This window comes from Maritimimonas sp. 2405UD52-3 (assembly GCF_056591715.1).
In genome coordinates this window covers 513,715-528,276 of record NZ_JBWQOL010000002.1, presented here as the reverse complement: position 1 = coordinate 528,276, position 14,562 = coordinate 513,715, and the positions used below count along the sequence as shown (strand labels likewise).

The 14,562-nt window shown below is 33.9% G+C and carries 16 protein-coding genes; 3 read left to right on the top strand and 13 right to left on the bottom strand.

Annotation, left to right across the window (positions count from 1 at the left end):
• Positions 1 to 12: 12 nt before the first annotated feature.
• The 10 genes from atpH to AC1EU5_RS06635 all read right to left on the bottom strand — a co-directional run bounded on the left by atpH (position 13) and on the right by AC1EU5_RS06635 (position 8,237).
• Positions 13 to 570: an ATP synthase F1 subunit delta gene (atpH, locus tag AC1EU5_RS06680; RefSeq protein ID WP_480191594.1), complete on the bottom strand. Its 558-nt coding sequence runs from the start codon at positions 568 to 570 to the stop codon at positions 13 to 15.
• Between the two features lie 18 nt (positions 571 to 588).
• Positions 589 to 1,089: a F0F1 ATP synthase subunit B gene (locus tag AC1EU5_RS06675; RefSeq protein WP_480191593.1), complete on the bottom strand. Its 501-nt coding sequence runs from the start codon at positions 1,087 to 1,089 to the stop codon at positions 589 to 591.
• A 77-nt stretch (positions 1,090 to 1,166) separates the two neighbouring features.
• Positions 1,167 to 1,391 carry an ATP synthase F0 subunit C gene (atpE, locus tag AC1EU5_RS06670; RefSeq protein ID WP_321234013.1) on the bottom strand — a complete coding sequence of 75 codons (225 nt, stop codon included), beginning with the start codon at positions 1,389 to 1,391 and terminating at the stop codon, positions 1,167 to 1,169.
• Positions 1,392 to 1,429: 38 nt separating this feature from the next.
• Entirely contained in the window at positions 1,430 to 2,563 is a 1,134-nt protein-coding gene (gene atpB / locus AC1EU5_RS06665; protein ID WP_480191592.1) for a F0F1 ATP synthase subunit A, read from the bottom strand.
• Positions 2,564 to 2,630: 67 nt separating this feature from the next.
• Positions 2,631 to 3,038: a DUF6168 family protein gene (locus AC1EU5_RS06660; RefSeq protein ID WP_480191591.1), complete on the bottom strand. Its 408-nt coding sequence runs from the start codon at positions 3,036 to 3,038 to the stop codon at positions 2,631 to 2,633.
• Entirely contained in the window at positions 3,035 to 3,274 is a 240-nt protein-coding gene (locus AC1EU5_RS06655; RefSeq protein WP_480191590.1) for an AtpZ/AtpI family protein, read from the bottom strand. The genes AC1EU5_RS06660 and AC1EU5_RS06655 overlap by 4 nt, the downstream gene beginning before the upstream one ends.
• On the bottom strand, positions 3,222 to 3,647 hold the full coding sequence (locus AC1EU5_RS06650) for a bactofilin family protein (RefSeq protein ID WP_480191589.1): 426 nt from the start codon (positions 3,645 to 3,647) through the stop codon (positions 3,222 to 3,224). The genes AC1EU5_RS06655 and AC1EU5_RS06650 overlap by 53 nt, the downstream gene beginning before the upstream one ends.
• 27 nt (positions 3,648 to 3,674) lie before the next feature.
• Positions 3,675 to 5,945 carry a type IX secretion system periplasmic lipoprotein PorW/SprE gene (gene porW / locus AC1EU5_RS06645; protein ID WP_480191588.1) on the bottom strand — a complete coding sequence of 757 codons (2,271 nt, stop codon included), beginning with the start codon at positions 5,943 to 5,945 and terminating at the stop codon, positions 3,675 to 3,677.
• A 105-nt stretch (positions 5,946 to 6,050) separates the two neighbouring features.
• Positions 6,051 to 6,746, bottom strand: a complete 696-nt coding sequence (locus AC1EU5_RS06640) for an ABC transporter ATP-binding protein (RefSeq protein WP_480191587.1) — start codon at positions 6,744 to 6,746, stop codon at positions 6,051 to 6,053.
• Between the two features lie 18 nt (positions 6,747 to 6,764).
• Positions 6,765 to 8,237: a DUF5687 family protein gene (locus tag AC1EU5_RS06635; RefSeq protein WP_480191586.1), complete on the bottom strand. Its 1,473-nt coding sequence runs from the start codon at positions 8,235 to 8,237 to the stop codon at positions 6,765 to 6,767.
• Positions 8,238 to 8,497: 260 nt separating this feature from the next.
• On the opposite strand from AC1EU5_RS06635, the gene nudK reads away from it, so the two are divergent.
• A complete protein-coding gene (gene nudK / locus AC1EU5_RS06630; RefSeq protein ID WP_480191585.1) occupies positions 8,498 to 9,076 on the top strand; it encodes a GDP-mannose pyrophosphatase NudK in 579 nt (192 codons plus the stop codon).
• A gap of 11 nt (positions 9,077 to 9,087) precedes the next feature.
• On the opposite strand, the gene AC1EU5_RS06625 is transcribed toward nudK, so the two are convergent.
• From AC1EU5_RS06625 to pheS, 3 genes are read right to left on the bottom strand one after another with little or no spacing between them, the layout of a single operon-like run.
• Positions 9,088 to 10,269 carry an AIR synthase related protein gene (locus AC1EU5_RS06625; RefSeq protein ID WP_480191584.1) on the bottom strand — a complete coding sequence of 394 codons (1,182 nt, stop codon included), beginning with the start codon at positions 10,267 to 10,269 and terminating at the stop codon, positions 9,088 to 9,090.
• Positions 10,266 to 10,703, bottom strand: coding sequence for a retropepsin-like aspartic protease (locus AC1EU5_RS06620; RefSeq protein ID WP_480191583.1), 438 nt, complete (start codon positions 10,701 to 10,703; stop codon positions 10,266 to 10,268). Before AC1EU5_RS06620 ends, AC1EU5_RS06625 begins: the two co-directional genes overlap by 4 nt.
• Positions 10,704 to 11,723: a phenylalanine--tRNA ligase subunit alpha gene (gene pheS, locus AC1EU5_RS06615; protein WP_480191582.1), complete on the bottom strand. Its 1,020-nt coding sequence runs from the start codon at positions 11,721 to 11,723 to the stop codon at positions 10,704 to 10,706.
• Between the two features lie 222 nt (positions 11,724 to 11,945).
• Here pheS and gdhA point away from each other — a divergent pair, with 222 nt between their 5' ends.
• A complete protein-coding gene (gene gdhA / locus AC1EU5_RS06610) occupies positions 11,946 to 13,289 on the top strand; it encodes an NADP-specific glutamate dehydrogenase (protein WP_480191581.1) in 1,344 nt (447 codons plus the stop codon).
• A 101-nt stretch (positions 13,290 to 13,390) separates the two neighbouring features.
• Positions 13,391 to 14,482 (top strand): DNA polymerase IV, encoded by a 1,092-nt coding sequence (gene dinB, locus AC1EU5_RS06605; RefSeq protein WP_480191580.1) that lies wholly within the window; start codon positions 13,391 to 13,393, stop codon positions 14,480 to 14,482.
• Positions 14,483 to 14,562: the final 80 nt, after the last annotated feature.

Here is a 14,562-nt window from a genome sequence, read left to right as displayed (position 1 = left end):
AATTATGCTATTTTAAAAATTTGGTACGTATAAGTTATCTTCAAACTCTCTACGTAAATTGTTCATTTTTCCTGAAATACTCGCATCAAATTGCTTGTCACCTACACGTAAGATAAATCCTCCAATAATAGAAGGGTCAACTACACTTTCTAAGTGAACTTCTTTACCAATCAAGCTTTTTACTTTAACAAGTATTTTATTTCTAAGATCATCTGTTAAAGGAACGGCTGTTGTAACTTTAGCCGCTTCAGTACCTTTATAGTGATCATATATAATTACATACTGCTTTGCTATATCATTTAAAATAGGAAGCCTTTTATTTTCGATTAATTGTTCAATCAATCCTTTTGTGATATTGTTAATATCATCTTTAAAAATTGTAGTGAGAGCTTTCTTTTTAGCGTCAGATTTAATAACAGGACTCCCTAACATTATCTGTAAGTCCTTAGAACCCTCTATAGTCTCAGACATATGAATCATATTCTGATCTACTTCATCAGCCATTTTATGCTCTATAGCTAATTTAAGAAGTGCTTTGGCGTATCTAAGGGCTGCTCTTGCTTCTTTCATTTATAATTAATCAAAAGATTAGTTCAATTCAATATCACCCAACATTTCCTCAACCAACTCTAGCTGCTTGTCTTTACCAGAAAGTTCTTTCTTTACAACTTTTTCAGCTATATCTATAGAAAGGTCAGCAACTTGATTTTTAAGGTCAGTAATAGCAGCAAGTTTTTCATTTTGAATAGTAGCTTTTGCTTGTTCTATCATTTTATTAGCTTGCTCTCTTGCTTCCTCTTTTGCCTCAGAAACCATATTATCTTTAATTTCTCTTGCCTCTTTTAACATAGTATCTCTTTCAGCACGCGCTTCCTTTAAAATGCGTTCATTATCAGCATTGATATTTTGCATTTCTTCTCTAGCTTTCTTTGCTTTATCAAGAGCATCTTGAATTCCTTCCTCACGATCATTTAATGCATTTAGAATAGGTTTCCAGGCAAATTTCACCATTAAAAGTAAAAGTGCCACGAAAAGAATTGTCTGCTTTATGAATAAGTCTAATGAAAAATTCTCTAGTAATTGTTCCATATATAATGTTGTAATTAAATTTTAATTTAAAACATTTTCCTGCAACCAACCGTTGCAGGAAAATGAGCTTTTAAGTATTATTTTCCTAAGAAAATTGCCGCAAACGCAAGACCTTCCAAAAGAGCTGCAATAATAATCATTGCAGTTTGTATTTTGTTAGTAGCCTCAGGTTGACGAGCGATACCTTCCATGGCACCTCTACCAATTTGTCCTAAACCGATACCAGCACCGATTACAATTAATCCAGCACCAACTAAGTTTGGAACTAATGAAGTAGCCTCTTGAAGCATTGCTAAAGCCATAATTTAAAATATATAGTTAAACAAAAAATTAAAATTTATTAATGATGCTCGGGCTCTTCTACAGCCATACCTATAAACAATGCTGAAAGCATTGTAAATATGTAGGCTTGCAGAAATGCAACAAGCACCTCAATAAGCGTTATAAATAATGATAATATTAATGATAATGTTGTAGACCCAAATGCGGTCATTTCATGTTGCTTTGTAATACCAATTGCAATTAAACTCATTACCACAATGTGTCCAGCAGTAATATTAGCAAACAAACGAACCATTAAAGCAAATGGTTTGATTAACAATGTTCCTGCTAGCTCTATAATGGCTAATAATGGTCTAATAAGATAAGGTACACCAGGCATCCATAATTGATGACTCCAAAAATGACCATTACTGCTAAATAAGTAAATTACTAAAGTGATAAGTGCCAATGCAGCGGTTACGGCCAATTGACCTGTAATATTAAATCCAAAAGGCATTAAACCAACTAAATTAGAGATCCAAATAAAGAAAAATACTGTCATTAAATAACCAGTAAATTTTCTGTATTTAGGGCCAATGTTAGGTTTTGCTATTTCATCTCTTACATAAATAACCAATGGCTCAAGTACACGACCAAAACCTGTGGGTATTGCTTTTTTCTTATACTGTCTACCCAATCTTCCGAACCATAGAAACATCAATAATCCGAATACGAAAATTCCAAAAACACTTTTGGTGATAGACCAATCAAAAGGCTTTGCAGCATTTACTGGATGGTGCTCTTCATCAAATTTAACAGTTTCAGCGCCACTTTCAAGTTCATAGATGACACCATGATTTTTCACAAAACGGCTGCCATTTTTTTCAACAACAACTTGACCGCTATCATCGTGATGAAATGCCGAAGACATAAATGCAGTTAAGCCATTTTTACCCCATACAATAACTGGAAGCGGGAACCCGATATGATGTTCACCTTTATCTGAATAATATGTAAATAAATGAAAGTCATGAGTATCTTTTACGTGATGTTGTATATACTCTTTAACTTCTTCCATAGTATTCACCGGATTTATCTCACCAGTTTGTTCATCGCCTTTGCTATTATCTGCAAAAGTTGCGAAGCATACTAAAAAAATAAGGCTTAAGGTGGTAATGGTTCTCAAAACTACGTTCGCTCCTCTAAAGTTCATATTTATTAAAATAATGAGGTCTAAAATTCGGCGCAAATATAGATATTATTTTTTGACTAAAAAGACCTTATTTTACATTTTTTAAAGGGTCTGAATTCTTAAGTATTTGAACAACGAAAATCACTTCTAGAAATAAGGTTAATAATATAGGAATCAAAAGGTTAGCGCTTTGTTGGGTGGTAAAGGGAGTGGGAGTAAAAATATAGTGCCTAAATATCAAACAAAACAGAATAATTTTTAAGGCTACACTAAGTAGGTAAAAATTGCCTACTTGGTCTTTGAATTTTTCACGTTTAGAAACAAAAAAAAGGGCCAAACATAGAAGTAAGGAGAATCCTGCCAAAAAGAAATATACCTTTACTAAAGGTATACTGGAATTTGTGGCAAAATCTTCAAAAAATTCAGTGTGAAAAAAATATACTATAAGTGTAATTACAATGAACGTAAAAACGTAAGTCAGCAATTTCTTAATCATTGTTTATTCATGCTGTTTACCCGATGAATAATCATATACATAGCGCCAAAAACTGCAAAAATAGTGATGATTCCTTCCCAATATGTAGTTTGATACTTACCGTCAATCCAGGATCCAAGTTTGTTTCCTAAAAAAATGGTAAGTCCCATTTGCAGACCGATACCTGAAAAAACTGCCCAGTTCTTAAGCCGTTTTTTCTGCGATTTTTTGTTGTTGTTGCTGTGGTTTTGGCTCATTATTTTTCAATGCCTTAACGGAACCTTTCATTGAACAAGTAGCATTGAATGTAGCACCCGGCTCTACAGAAAGCTTATCTAAGATAACTTCACCAGAGATGTTAGCTGTTGATTTCAAAGATAATAACTGATCAACGTTCAGGTTGCCAGAAAATTTTCCTTCTATATCTGCGTTTGTACATTCAATTTTACCATCAACAGTTCCGGCTTGACCTATGATAACTCTGCCTGAAGTTTTAATGGTACCTTTTACATGGCCGTCAATTCTGAAATCGCCTTCAGAAGTTACGTCACCTACAAAAGAAGTGTTTTTACCGATAATGTTGCGTTCTAATGTTTGGGCTCCTGGTGTTGATCTTTTTTCAGAAAACATAGTTTAAGTTTTTAGTTAATACTCCATTTAGTTTTTGTTCTTTGGTTGTAGGGGAGCATTTCTTTTTTCTTTATCGGTAGCGTTTTCTTTTTCTTTTCCTTTATCTAATATATCAATTGCATGTTTGCCTTCTTCTGTATTTGGATAACTTAATGCAATGTAATTCAAGGCATCTTTAAAGACATCTGTACTTGTTGTTTGTTTTAAAGAATAGGCTTTAAGGAGTTCAAATTTAGGAATAATTGGTAAATCTTCAAACTGCTTAATAGCCAATTCAATACGTTCAACAACTTCCTCATAATGCTGAAAATCATATCGGCAATAAATTTCATTATACACCCCTTGAGGTGTTTGACTTTTATCATCAAATGAAAGAACTTCTTCCGGATTCGAAACAATGGCTGCATATCTTGAATCTGGATAATTAGTAACGACTTCATCTTTGTATTTATTGCTCTTGGTAACATCTAAATTTTCATAGATTTTAAAAAGATGATATTTGATGGGTAAAATGAGATTTTCCTTTGGGGGAAATGTCAATAATGTCTCTAATCTATCTGCTGCTAATTCATATTCTTTAAACTGTTCTTTATAGATTAATCCTAATTGATAATAGGCATCATTTCTATCTGCTTTTAGGCTATCTAATACTTTCTGATCTGTTGGGATCTTACTGATGTAGTAATTCACATCAAATTTAAGGGAATCAACTAAGGTGTTGTTTGTGGCCAAATTTGTATTTACGTCATTAGATGAAATAGTAAACGACTGTTTATCAGATAAACGCCAATTATCTTCAAGAGGCCTGTTTCCCCATATACGTTTGAATTCCTGCTCGCCAAAACCTACGGCTTGCACGTTATAAAAATAGAAACTACCATCTGTATTATTGTTTCTGTTTGAAGATGCAAAGTTTCCAAATCCAGTAGTCTGCGCAAGAGCTTCCTCCTTACGTTTGGCTTCTTCGGCCTCTGCTATCAATTTATCTACATATTCCTGATAATAGACCTTTTTTTCATCTTCACTCATGGCAGCTATTCTTAAGATACTGTCATTGCTTTGCGCAATGGTTTCAAACTTAATAACCTCGTCTAAACTTTTCCGCTTACGCGTTAGCCGTCTAATTCGTTTGTTATTTTTTTCAACAGCAGCGGTCAGAACACTGTCATAGTAAGCACCCGCAACTTTAAAATTTGCCCTATCAAAATTGATATTACCCAATTGCTCATATGATAATTCTTTTTGATACAATTTTGCGTCTGGTGTGTTTAATGAATTGTTAAAATTTTCAATAGCGGTTTTTACACTATCATTTTGAAGTTCTATTAATCCCGCCTGATAATATAATTCATCTAAATAAGGTCGGTTGTCTCGATCTTTAATGAGCTTGTATAATTTTTCTAGCATTAAAGAAGCACTATCTGTTTTGCTATAATTCTTAGCGCGATCAATTTCTGCATGAATCTTATATCTATAAGGAGCTTTTTTGTAATTGATCAATGCCTCTAAGGCAATATTTGAAGAATCAATTTTATTTTGCTCCCTATACAGTTGGCCCAGAATAAAAAGATTTCTAGATTTTAATTTTGGGTTTACCGAATATAAAACGGCTTGATTTAAGTTCTCAATAATTCTTTGAGTACTATCTAATGACTCATAAACCATGGCTTTGGTGGTATAGCCATTTTCAATAGTCTCTAAAGGAAGATTATCATTTTTCAATAAGATATCTAAGGTCTCTAAGGCTAACTTTTCGTTTTGTAAACGCACCAGGGTTTTGGACTGCCATATTTTAGTTTCATCACGTAACCGCGCATCAGTATAATTACCTAAAATAAAATTAAAGGCTTCTAATGCTGGGACAAAACGCTGTTGATAATACCTGGTCTTTCCTAATAGAAGGTATGCATCATCTATTTGCCTATTTCTCTCAAAACCATCAATATCCATTGAATGTTTTTTGATGGCCTTTATAGCTTTCTGCTCTGCTTTTTCGAAACCCTGTAATGACTCTTCCTCAGGCTCTTTCTTTTGTCCGGGTAACGCAGGGAGTTCTATTTTCTCTTCCTCAATTTTTAAAGGTTCTATAGGTAAACGCTCCCACCAATTATCATTATAATTATCATCAATTTGCTGCTTTTCCTGATCAAAAGCTATCTGACCATTATAAAGTACATTGTATTTTGTGGTAAGAGAGTGAAAGCCTCTGTTGACAACAGAATTTTTTTGTGTAGAACAGGCTAAAAAAAGCACAAGTATGCTAAGAAATGAACTACCTTTTAAAAGCCTTTTATTCAACGTTGATATTATTTTATACTGTAACTACAATTTACAATGAATATTGTCAATTGGGGTGGTAAAAGTACGAATTAATTACTATTGATATAGTTAAAATAAAAGGTGTTATACAGCAAAGTAATCCTCTAATTCTTTTAATGTTTTTTGTGAAGTTTGAATGTCTTTTACAACCAATCCTTTATCTAATACCACAATGCGCTCGCATACTTCAGTTACATGATTAAGATCATGACTAGAAACTAACAGCGTTACTTCCCGATTATCAGTAATTTCTTTTAGAATCTTTTTTAAACGTATTTGTGTGGTTGGGTCTAAATTGGCAAAAGGTTCATCTAATATAACTACCTTAGGATTACCCATTAAAGCAGCCACAATACCTGCTTTTTTTTGGTTTCCTTTAGAGAGGTCTCTTAAATATTTCTTTTTGCCTATAATTTCATCATTAAAGAATTCTTCAAATTGATGTAAGAAATTATCAACATCAGCTGTATTCATTCCACGAAGGTCACCAATAAAATAAAAATACTCTTCAGGAGTAAGATAACCTATTAAGAAACTTTCATCAATAAAGGCACTGGTAAATGGTTTCCAATCCTCACTTTTATTAACTATAATATTATTGTTACTAATTTCTCCTGAGGTTGGTGTAATAAGGTCAAGTAGCATATTGAAATAGGTAGTTTTACCTGCTCCGTTATTTCCCACCAATCCAAAACTTTCTCCCGTAGGAATTTCTAGTGATGGAATACTCAAGACTTCAGTTTGTCCGTATTTTTTTGAAATATTTTTTGTTTGTATCATGAGTTGCATTGTTTTTGGTTATGATGCTTTTTGGTCAAAAGCATGAATGGTAGCATACTTATATTTAATGTATTTTTTTTCAATAAGGTTCATGAAATAATTTTTGAAGAATAAACTAACGAGTCCTACAACAGTTATTGCCAGCAGACCTGCATTAAATCCAAAAAATTTATTGAAAATCCAGAATAGAAAGACTGGAAACAGCATTAAAGGAATAATGATTATAAATTGTGTGGCACTTGTGCCTTGCATATTTGAAAACCCGCTTTTCTCTAAATCAATACGCTTTCTGTTAAATGAGCCTGCAAAAAGTAAGAATAAGGAATTAAAACCAATATTAAAGATTGCACAAGCCGAAATAGTCAAAAAAATATCCCAACCATATAATATATAAGGTATGCTGAGTACATATAGAATGCTAGTCATGGTCACCATCAGAAACCATTTGCTGTCCAAAAATTTACGATAACGTATATTTTGACTCATTAACATTTTGTAATAAGAGCTGTCCCAAGCAGGAATAAATTGACCATAGTTTAACGCAAATCCACCTGTAACAAATAATGCAGCAAAAACTATAAAGCCCTGCATTTTTTCGCGGTAAACAGGATTGTCAAAAAATATCAGTCCGTAAAACAAAAAAAGAAAAGACATTAAGAAAACGGTCTTTGTTCGTTTATTTCTCCAAATTAAACGAATATCATTCTTTATAAAAGGAGCAACGTCTCCAAGTCTATCAGCCCATGATAAACTATAGGTATTTGCTTCTTTTGCTTTTACCTGAACAGCATCGTCTAGATAAACTTTGTCTTTTAATTGAATGTAGTTCAAATAGTAAGTAATTAGTATTAATACTATTGGCGTAATTCCCAATAAAGGATTAACTACAATTGTATCAAATATTAGCTGACTATAACTTTTGATGTCAACGATGTTAAAATATTGCAATGAAATCAGCCCCACAACAAGACTTGCTATTAAAATGAATGCTGTATTGTTTTTATTGACCAAAAAATTGATGAAGTTGTTTGATAGAATTAACAAAAGCATTGCTGCCAACCATCCTAAAATGTTTGGGATTGAATAGCCTTCCTTTATCAATACCAACGAAAAAGGAATGAAAAAGAAAAGCGAGGCGATATTGAAAAATGAAAAAACTGATTTACCTAAGACAAAATGAACCAATTTGCTTTTTTTAATAGGTAAAATAAGCATTGGCTTAATATTCATAATGGGTAATTTCTGCATGAGGTATCTAAAAATAAGATCACCTAAAAAGAAAAAGGTCAAATAGGAGTTTACTATTTGTAGTGGATCCAGATTCGGAAATTCTTTTTTTAATAAATAGTACCCGCCTATGCCAATGGATAAAAAAGATACAATTAGGTATAAGGCAAAGAAACCCATGAGCAATTTTATAGCAATACCTTTTTGCCAGTAGGAGGAACGGAAATATTGCTTCCATTCTAGTGATAAGAATTTCAGAATCATGTTGAGTTGTTTGAATAATAAGTGCGGATAAAGCTAATTTTGTTACAGAAGGTTTAAAATTAATAATAAATAAAAAAAGTATTCCTCGATGCTAAGCATCAAGGTTTCCATTAAATCTGTCATTCCTGCGAAGGCAGGAATCTAGTATAAGAAATATTGATTTTTTGCTTAAAAGTCAAAAAATAAGTAAAATACCTGGTATGCTTGTTTATAGAATAGCTAGTTTTAAAATATTTCTTTACTTCGCTTTAAAAACATCTATGAATAATAAGGTCAAGAACTTACGAGAAGAAATCTTATCTAACAATTGGTATACACTTCGCAAATTGTATTTTGATTATTTAAAAAAAGACGGAACTTGGGAAGCTCAAGAGCGTGAAGCTTATGACAGGGGTAATGGAGCTACTATTTTATTGTATAACAAAGAAAAGAAAACGGTTATTTTAACCAGACAATTTAGAGCACCAACTTATATTAACGGTAACGAAACAGGAATGTTGATAGAAACCTGTGCCGGTTTGCTAGATGATCAAAATCCTGAAGAATGTATCAAAAAAGAGACAGAAGAGGAGACCGGTTTTCATTTAAGTTCAGTAGAAAAAGTTTTTGAAGTGTATATGTCTCCAGGTTCAGTTACTGAGTTGATTTATTTTTTTATTGCTGAATATGATGCTTCTATGAAAAGAACATTAGGAGGTGGTCTTGAGGAAGAGCAAGAAGAAATAGAAGTACTAGAATATCATATAGATGATGCCATACAGATGATTGAAACTGGAGAAATTAAAGATGGTAAAACAATTATGTTGTTGCAGTATATGAAGCTGAAAGAGATTTTGTAACTGAATTCTTCCTATGAATACACAAACTCTCCAAACTCACTTTTAATAGTGAGTTTTTTGTTTGATGCAGATGCTACGCTCCCAACTATTTGCGCATCCACATCAAAGCTTTTCGAGATAGCTATAATGTCATCAGCTATTTCTTTAGACACGTAAAGTTCCATTCTATGGCCACAATTGAATACCTGGTACATTTCTCGCCAATCTGTATTTGACTGCTCTTGAATGAGTTTGAACAAAGGAGGCATTTCAAATAGGTTGTCCTTAATGACATGCAGCTTGTCAATAAAATGTAAGATTTTGGTTTGAGCTCCGCCACTGCAATGTATCATACCATGAATTTCTTTGGAAGAATATTTTGATAAAATCTCTTTAATGATAGGTGCATATGTTCGGGTAGGAGAGAGTACCAATTTACCTGCATCTATGGGTGAGTCTTCAATATCTTCGGTCAGCTTTATATTTCCGGAGTATACTAAATCTTCTGGAACAGCAGCATCAAAACTTTCTGGATATTTTGAAGCTAGATATTTATGAAAAACATCATGACGTGCAGAAGTTAAACCATTGCTACCCATGCCACCATTGTATTCACTTTCATATGTAGCTTGTCCAAAGGAAGCCAAGCCAATAATGACATCGCCAGCTTGAATATTGGCATTATCTATAACGTCACTACGTTTCATTCTAGCTGTTACTGTAGAGTCCACAATAATCGTGCGTACCAAATCACCTACATCAGCAGTTTCACCTCCTGTAGAATGAATAGTTACTCCAAATCTTTTAAGATCGGTTAGCAATTCTTCTGTTCCATTAATAATAGCAGAAAGTACTTCACCCGGAATCAAATTTTTGTTTCTACCAATGGTAGAGGAAAGTAAAATATTGTCGGTAGCCCCAACGCATAACAAATCATCTATATTCATAATCAAGGCATCCTGAGCAATACCTTTCCAAACAGATAAATCTCCAGTCTCTTTCCAGTACATATAAGCTAGTGAAGATTTTGTGCCGGCACCATCAGCGTGCATGATAATGCAGTGCTCTTCACTTCCTGTTAAGTAGTCAGGAATAATCTTGCAAAAAGCTTTCGGAAAAAGACCTTTATCTATGTTCTTGATGGCATTATGCACATCTTCTTTAGCAGCAGATACGCCTCGTAGTTTATACCGATTGTCAGCTGATTGGCTCATTTGTAGAGGTAAATTCGTTTTTTATTATAATCAATAATAGCTTTTCCTTTTTCAAGGATGTCAGCACCAATGATCCCGTTTACCGGTTTTGCTTTTTGTTTTACCAGTGCGCTATTAATATGAGCTAAGTCTAGCAAAATAAGGTTTACTTTTTTGAGCTTATAATCGCCAATTTCCAGTTTATTGTGCGTAGATAATTGAGTTTCAATTTCAGTGGTACCTGCTCCTGCGGCTTTATGATCTGATTCTTCAGTTTCAAGGTGAAATTTTTCAATTTCTTCAAAACCAACACAAGAATTTGATGCCCCGGTATCTATGATAAAACTGCCTTTTACACCATTAATTTTTGCTTTTACCTCAAAGTGGTTGGTCTTTGTTTTCTTAAGCTTAACACTATGATAACCTTGCTTTTTAAGATGCTTTCGTAATGCCATTTAAAGGGCGGATTTAAACTGGCTCAAGAAGCGAATATCATTTTCAAATAGCATTCTGATATCTGGTATTTGATATAGCAGCATAGCAATTCGTTCTATACCCATACCAAAAGCAAATCCACTATATTTCTCAGGGTCTATTTTGCAGTTTTGAAGCACATTGGGGTCTACCATACCGCATCCCATAATCTCTAACCAGCCGGTGCCCTTAGTGATTCGGTAATCTGTTTCCGTTTTTAATCCCCAATAAATATCCACTTCAGCACTCGGTTCTGTAAACGGAAAATACGAAGGGCGCAATCTAATTTTAGATTTGCCAAACATCTCTTTTGTAAAATATAAAAGTGTCTGTTTTAAATCGGCAAAAGAAACATCAGTGTCTATATAAAGACCTTCCACTTGATGGAATATACAATGAGATCTAGCCGAAATATCTTCATTTCTAAAAACACGCCCGGGAGAAATAGTGCGAATTGGCGGGGTGTTATTTTCCATATAACGCACCTGCACTGATGAGGTATGTGTACGTAATAAAATATCAGGGTCTTTTTCAATAAAAAAAGTATCCTGCATATCCCTTGCCGGATGATATTCCGGCAAGTTTAAAGCTGTAAAGTTATGCCAGTCATCTTCAATTTCTGGACCTTCAGAAACAGTAAATCCAATCCGTGAAAACACATCGATAATTTGATTTTTTACAATAGAAATAGGGTGTCTTGCTCCAAGCTCAATAGGTTCAGCAGGTCTAGTAAGGTCTCCGTATACACCTTTTTCTTCAACTTGACTTTCAAGCAATTCCTTTAAAGCTTCAACTTTTTCTTCAGCAGCTTTCTTTAGATGATTGATGGTTTGGCCAAATTCCTTTTTCTGATCATTAGAAACATTTTTAAACTCGGCAAACAATCCTTTTAAGATCCCTTTAGAGCCTAAAAATTTAATTCTGAAATTTTCAATTTCTTCAGCATTGGAAACTTTAAATGTTTCTACTTCGCCAATCAGTTCCTTTACTTTATCTAGCATGCAAAATCAAAATAGTAAGCGGCAAATTTACATCTTTTTCATCAGAAAATAGCCCAGAAACTAGTAGGAAAACAAGAATCATAAGCTGCCTTAATTCAAACGTTTTCGATTCACATTATTTCAAAGCTAAATAAACTATTTTTTTAAATTGTTATAATGGTAATTTACCTACATTTGCATTGAATATTTGTTAAAAATCACTATAAAAAATCATAACAATTTATGGAATCGAAAATTAATGCTTTCATGGATCTAGTTAAAAAGCGTAACGGCCATGAACCAGAATTTTTACAAGCAGTACAAGAGGTAGCCGAAACGGTAATACCTTATATTGTTAAGAATGATATCTATCACGGTAAAAACATTTTACTGCGCATGGTTGAACCTGAACGCTTGATTTCATTTCGTGTAAGTTGGGTTGATGATAGTGGAGAAATTCAAGTAAACAGAGGATACAGAGTTCAAATGAATTCAGCAATTGGCCCATACAAAGGCGGTTTACGTTTTCACCCTACAGTTAATGCAAGTATTCTTAAGTTCTTGGCTTTTGAGCAGGTGTTTAAGAATTCGTTGACTACACTTCCTATGGGTGGTGGTAAAGGAGGTTCAGATTTTGACCCAAAAGGGAAATCGGATAATGAAATTATGCGTTTTTGTCATGCCTTTATGACTGAATTATTTAGGCATATAGGTCACAATACAGATGTGCCTGCAGGTGATATAGGTGTGGGTGCCCGAGAAATTGGGTTTATGTTTGGTATGTATAAAAAATTAAACAACACTTTTACCGGTGTATTAACAGGTAAAGGTGCTACTTGGGGAGGTTCATTAATTCGTCCAGAAGCAACTGGTTATGGAGATGTGTACTTCGCGCAAAATATGTTAGAAACGAAGGGTGATTCATTTGATGGAAAAACGGTTGTGGTTTCTGGTTCTGGAAATGTGGCACAATATGCTTGTGAGAAAGCCACACAATTAGGTGGAAAAGTAGTTACGATGTCTGACTCTTCTGGTTACATTCACGATGCCGATGGTATAGATGCAGAAAAATTGGCATTTATAATGGAGTTAAAGAATGTAAAGCGAGGACGTATTCATGAATATGCAGGAAAATATTCGTCTGCTACTTTCTTTAAAGGAGAAAAGCCTTGGGGCGTTAAATGCGATATTGCATTACCATGTGCAACGCAGAATGAATTAGACGGAGATGCCGCAAAGGTATTAGTTGAAAACGGATGTATTTGTGTAGCTGAAGGGGCTAATATGCCTTCTACGCCAGAGGCTATTCATGAATTTCAAAAAGCAAATATTTTGTTTGCACCAGGTAAGGCGTCAAATGCAGGAGGGGTAGCTACTTCCGGATTGGAAATGAGTCAGAACTCGCTTCGCTTAAGTTGGAGTAGAAAGGAAGTTGATGATAAACTGAAACAGATCATGTCAGACATTCATGAATCATGCGTAAAATATGGAACTAAAGAAGATGGTTCTGTTGATTATATTACTGGAGCAAATATTGCTGGCTTTGTAAAAGTAGCAGATGCAATGTTAGCGCAAGGGGTTATTTAGATCAAAAACGCTAATGAAACTATAGAGAGCACACCTTTTAGGTGTGCTTTTTTGTTTCTCAATATCTTGAAGATTAAGATGAGCTTTTCATATTTTTGAGTATGGACTTACAGCCACCATACCGAAAGATCATTCATGTAGATATGGATGCATTTTATGCTTCTGTAGAACAGCTGGATAACCCTGAACTTCAAGGTAAAGCAATAGCGGTAGGTGGAGGAGGAGAGCGAGGCGTGGTATCAGCAGCAAGTTATGAAGCCAGGAAGTTTGGTGTACGCTCTGCAATGAGTGGTGTCTTAGCAAGAAAAAAATGCCCACACCTTATTTTTGTACGTCCAAATTTTAAACGTTATTCAGAAATTTCTAAAGAAATACGAAGTATATTTTATGAATATACTGAACTAGTAGAACCACTTTCGTTAGATGAGGCTTATTTAGATGTTACTGAAAACAAAAAAGGACATCTTTCGGCCACTCTATTAGCAACAGAAATTCGCAATGCTATTTATGAAAAAACGGGCTTAAGGGCGTCAGCAGGAATCTCTATTAATAAGTTTGTGGCTAAGGTAGCTTCAGATATCAATAAGCCTAATGGGCAAAAAACCATTCCACCTGAAGAAGTTATTTCTTTTTTAGAGGAATTAGACATCGCTAAGTTTTATGGTATTGGTAAAGTAACAGCAGCAAAGATGTATAATCTAGGAATATTTAAAGGAAGTGACCTTAAGGAAAAGTCATTAGAATTTTTAACTAAGCACTTTAAAAAATCAGGAGGGTACTATTATAATATTGTAAGAGGTATTCATAGAAGTCAAGTTAAAACAGATAGGATTAGAAAGTCTATTGCAGCCGAGCGTACTTTTATGGAAAACCTGACTTCAGAGATCTATATGCTTGAAAAGCTTGAAAAAATAGCTGATGAATTAGAAAAAAGGTTAAAAAAATCTGAAGTAGCAGGAAAAACAGTAACTTTAAAGATAAAATATAGTGATTTTACATTGCAGACACGTAGTAAGACACTACCATATTTTATTACAGATAAAAGTCTTTTATTAGAAACTGTAAAAGAATTGCTTTATCAGGAAAAAGTGAAAAATTCGGTACGATTGTTGGGTATTTCTGTTACAAATCTAAATACCCAAACAAAAAAGAAAGAACCAGTGATGAATGTACAGCTAAAATTTGAGTTTTAGTAAGTAAAAAGTATGTTTCACCATGTATTTAGGAACTATTACTCAATCATGTTTGATTTTAGGCGGTTGAGTTTGGTAAT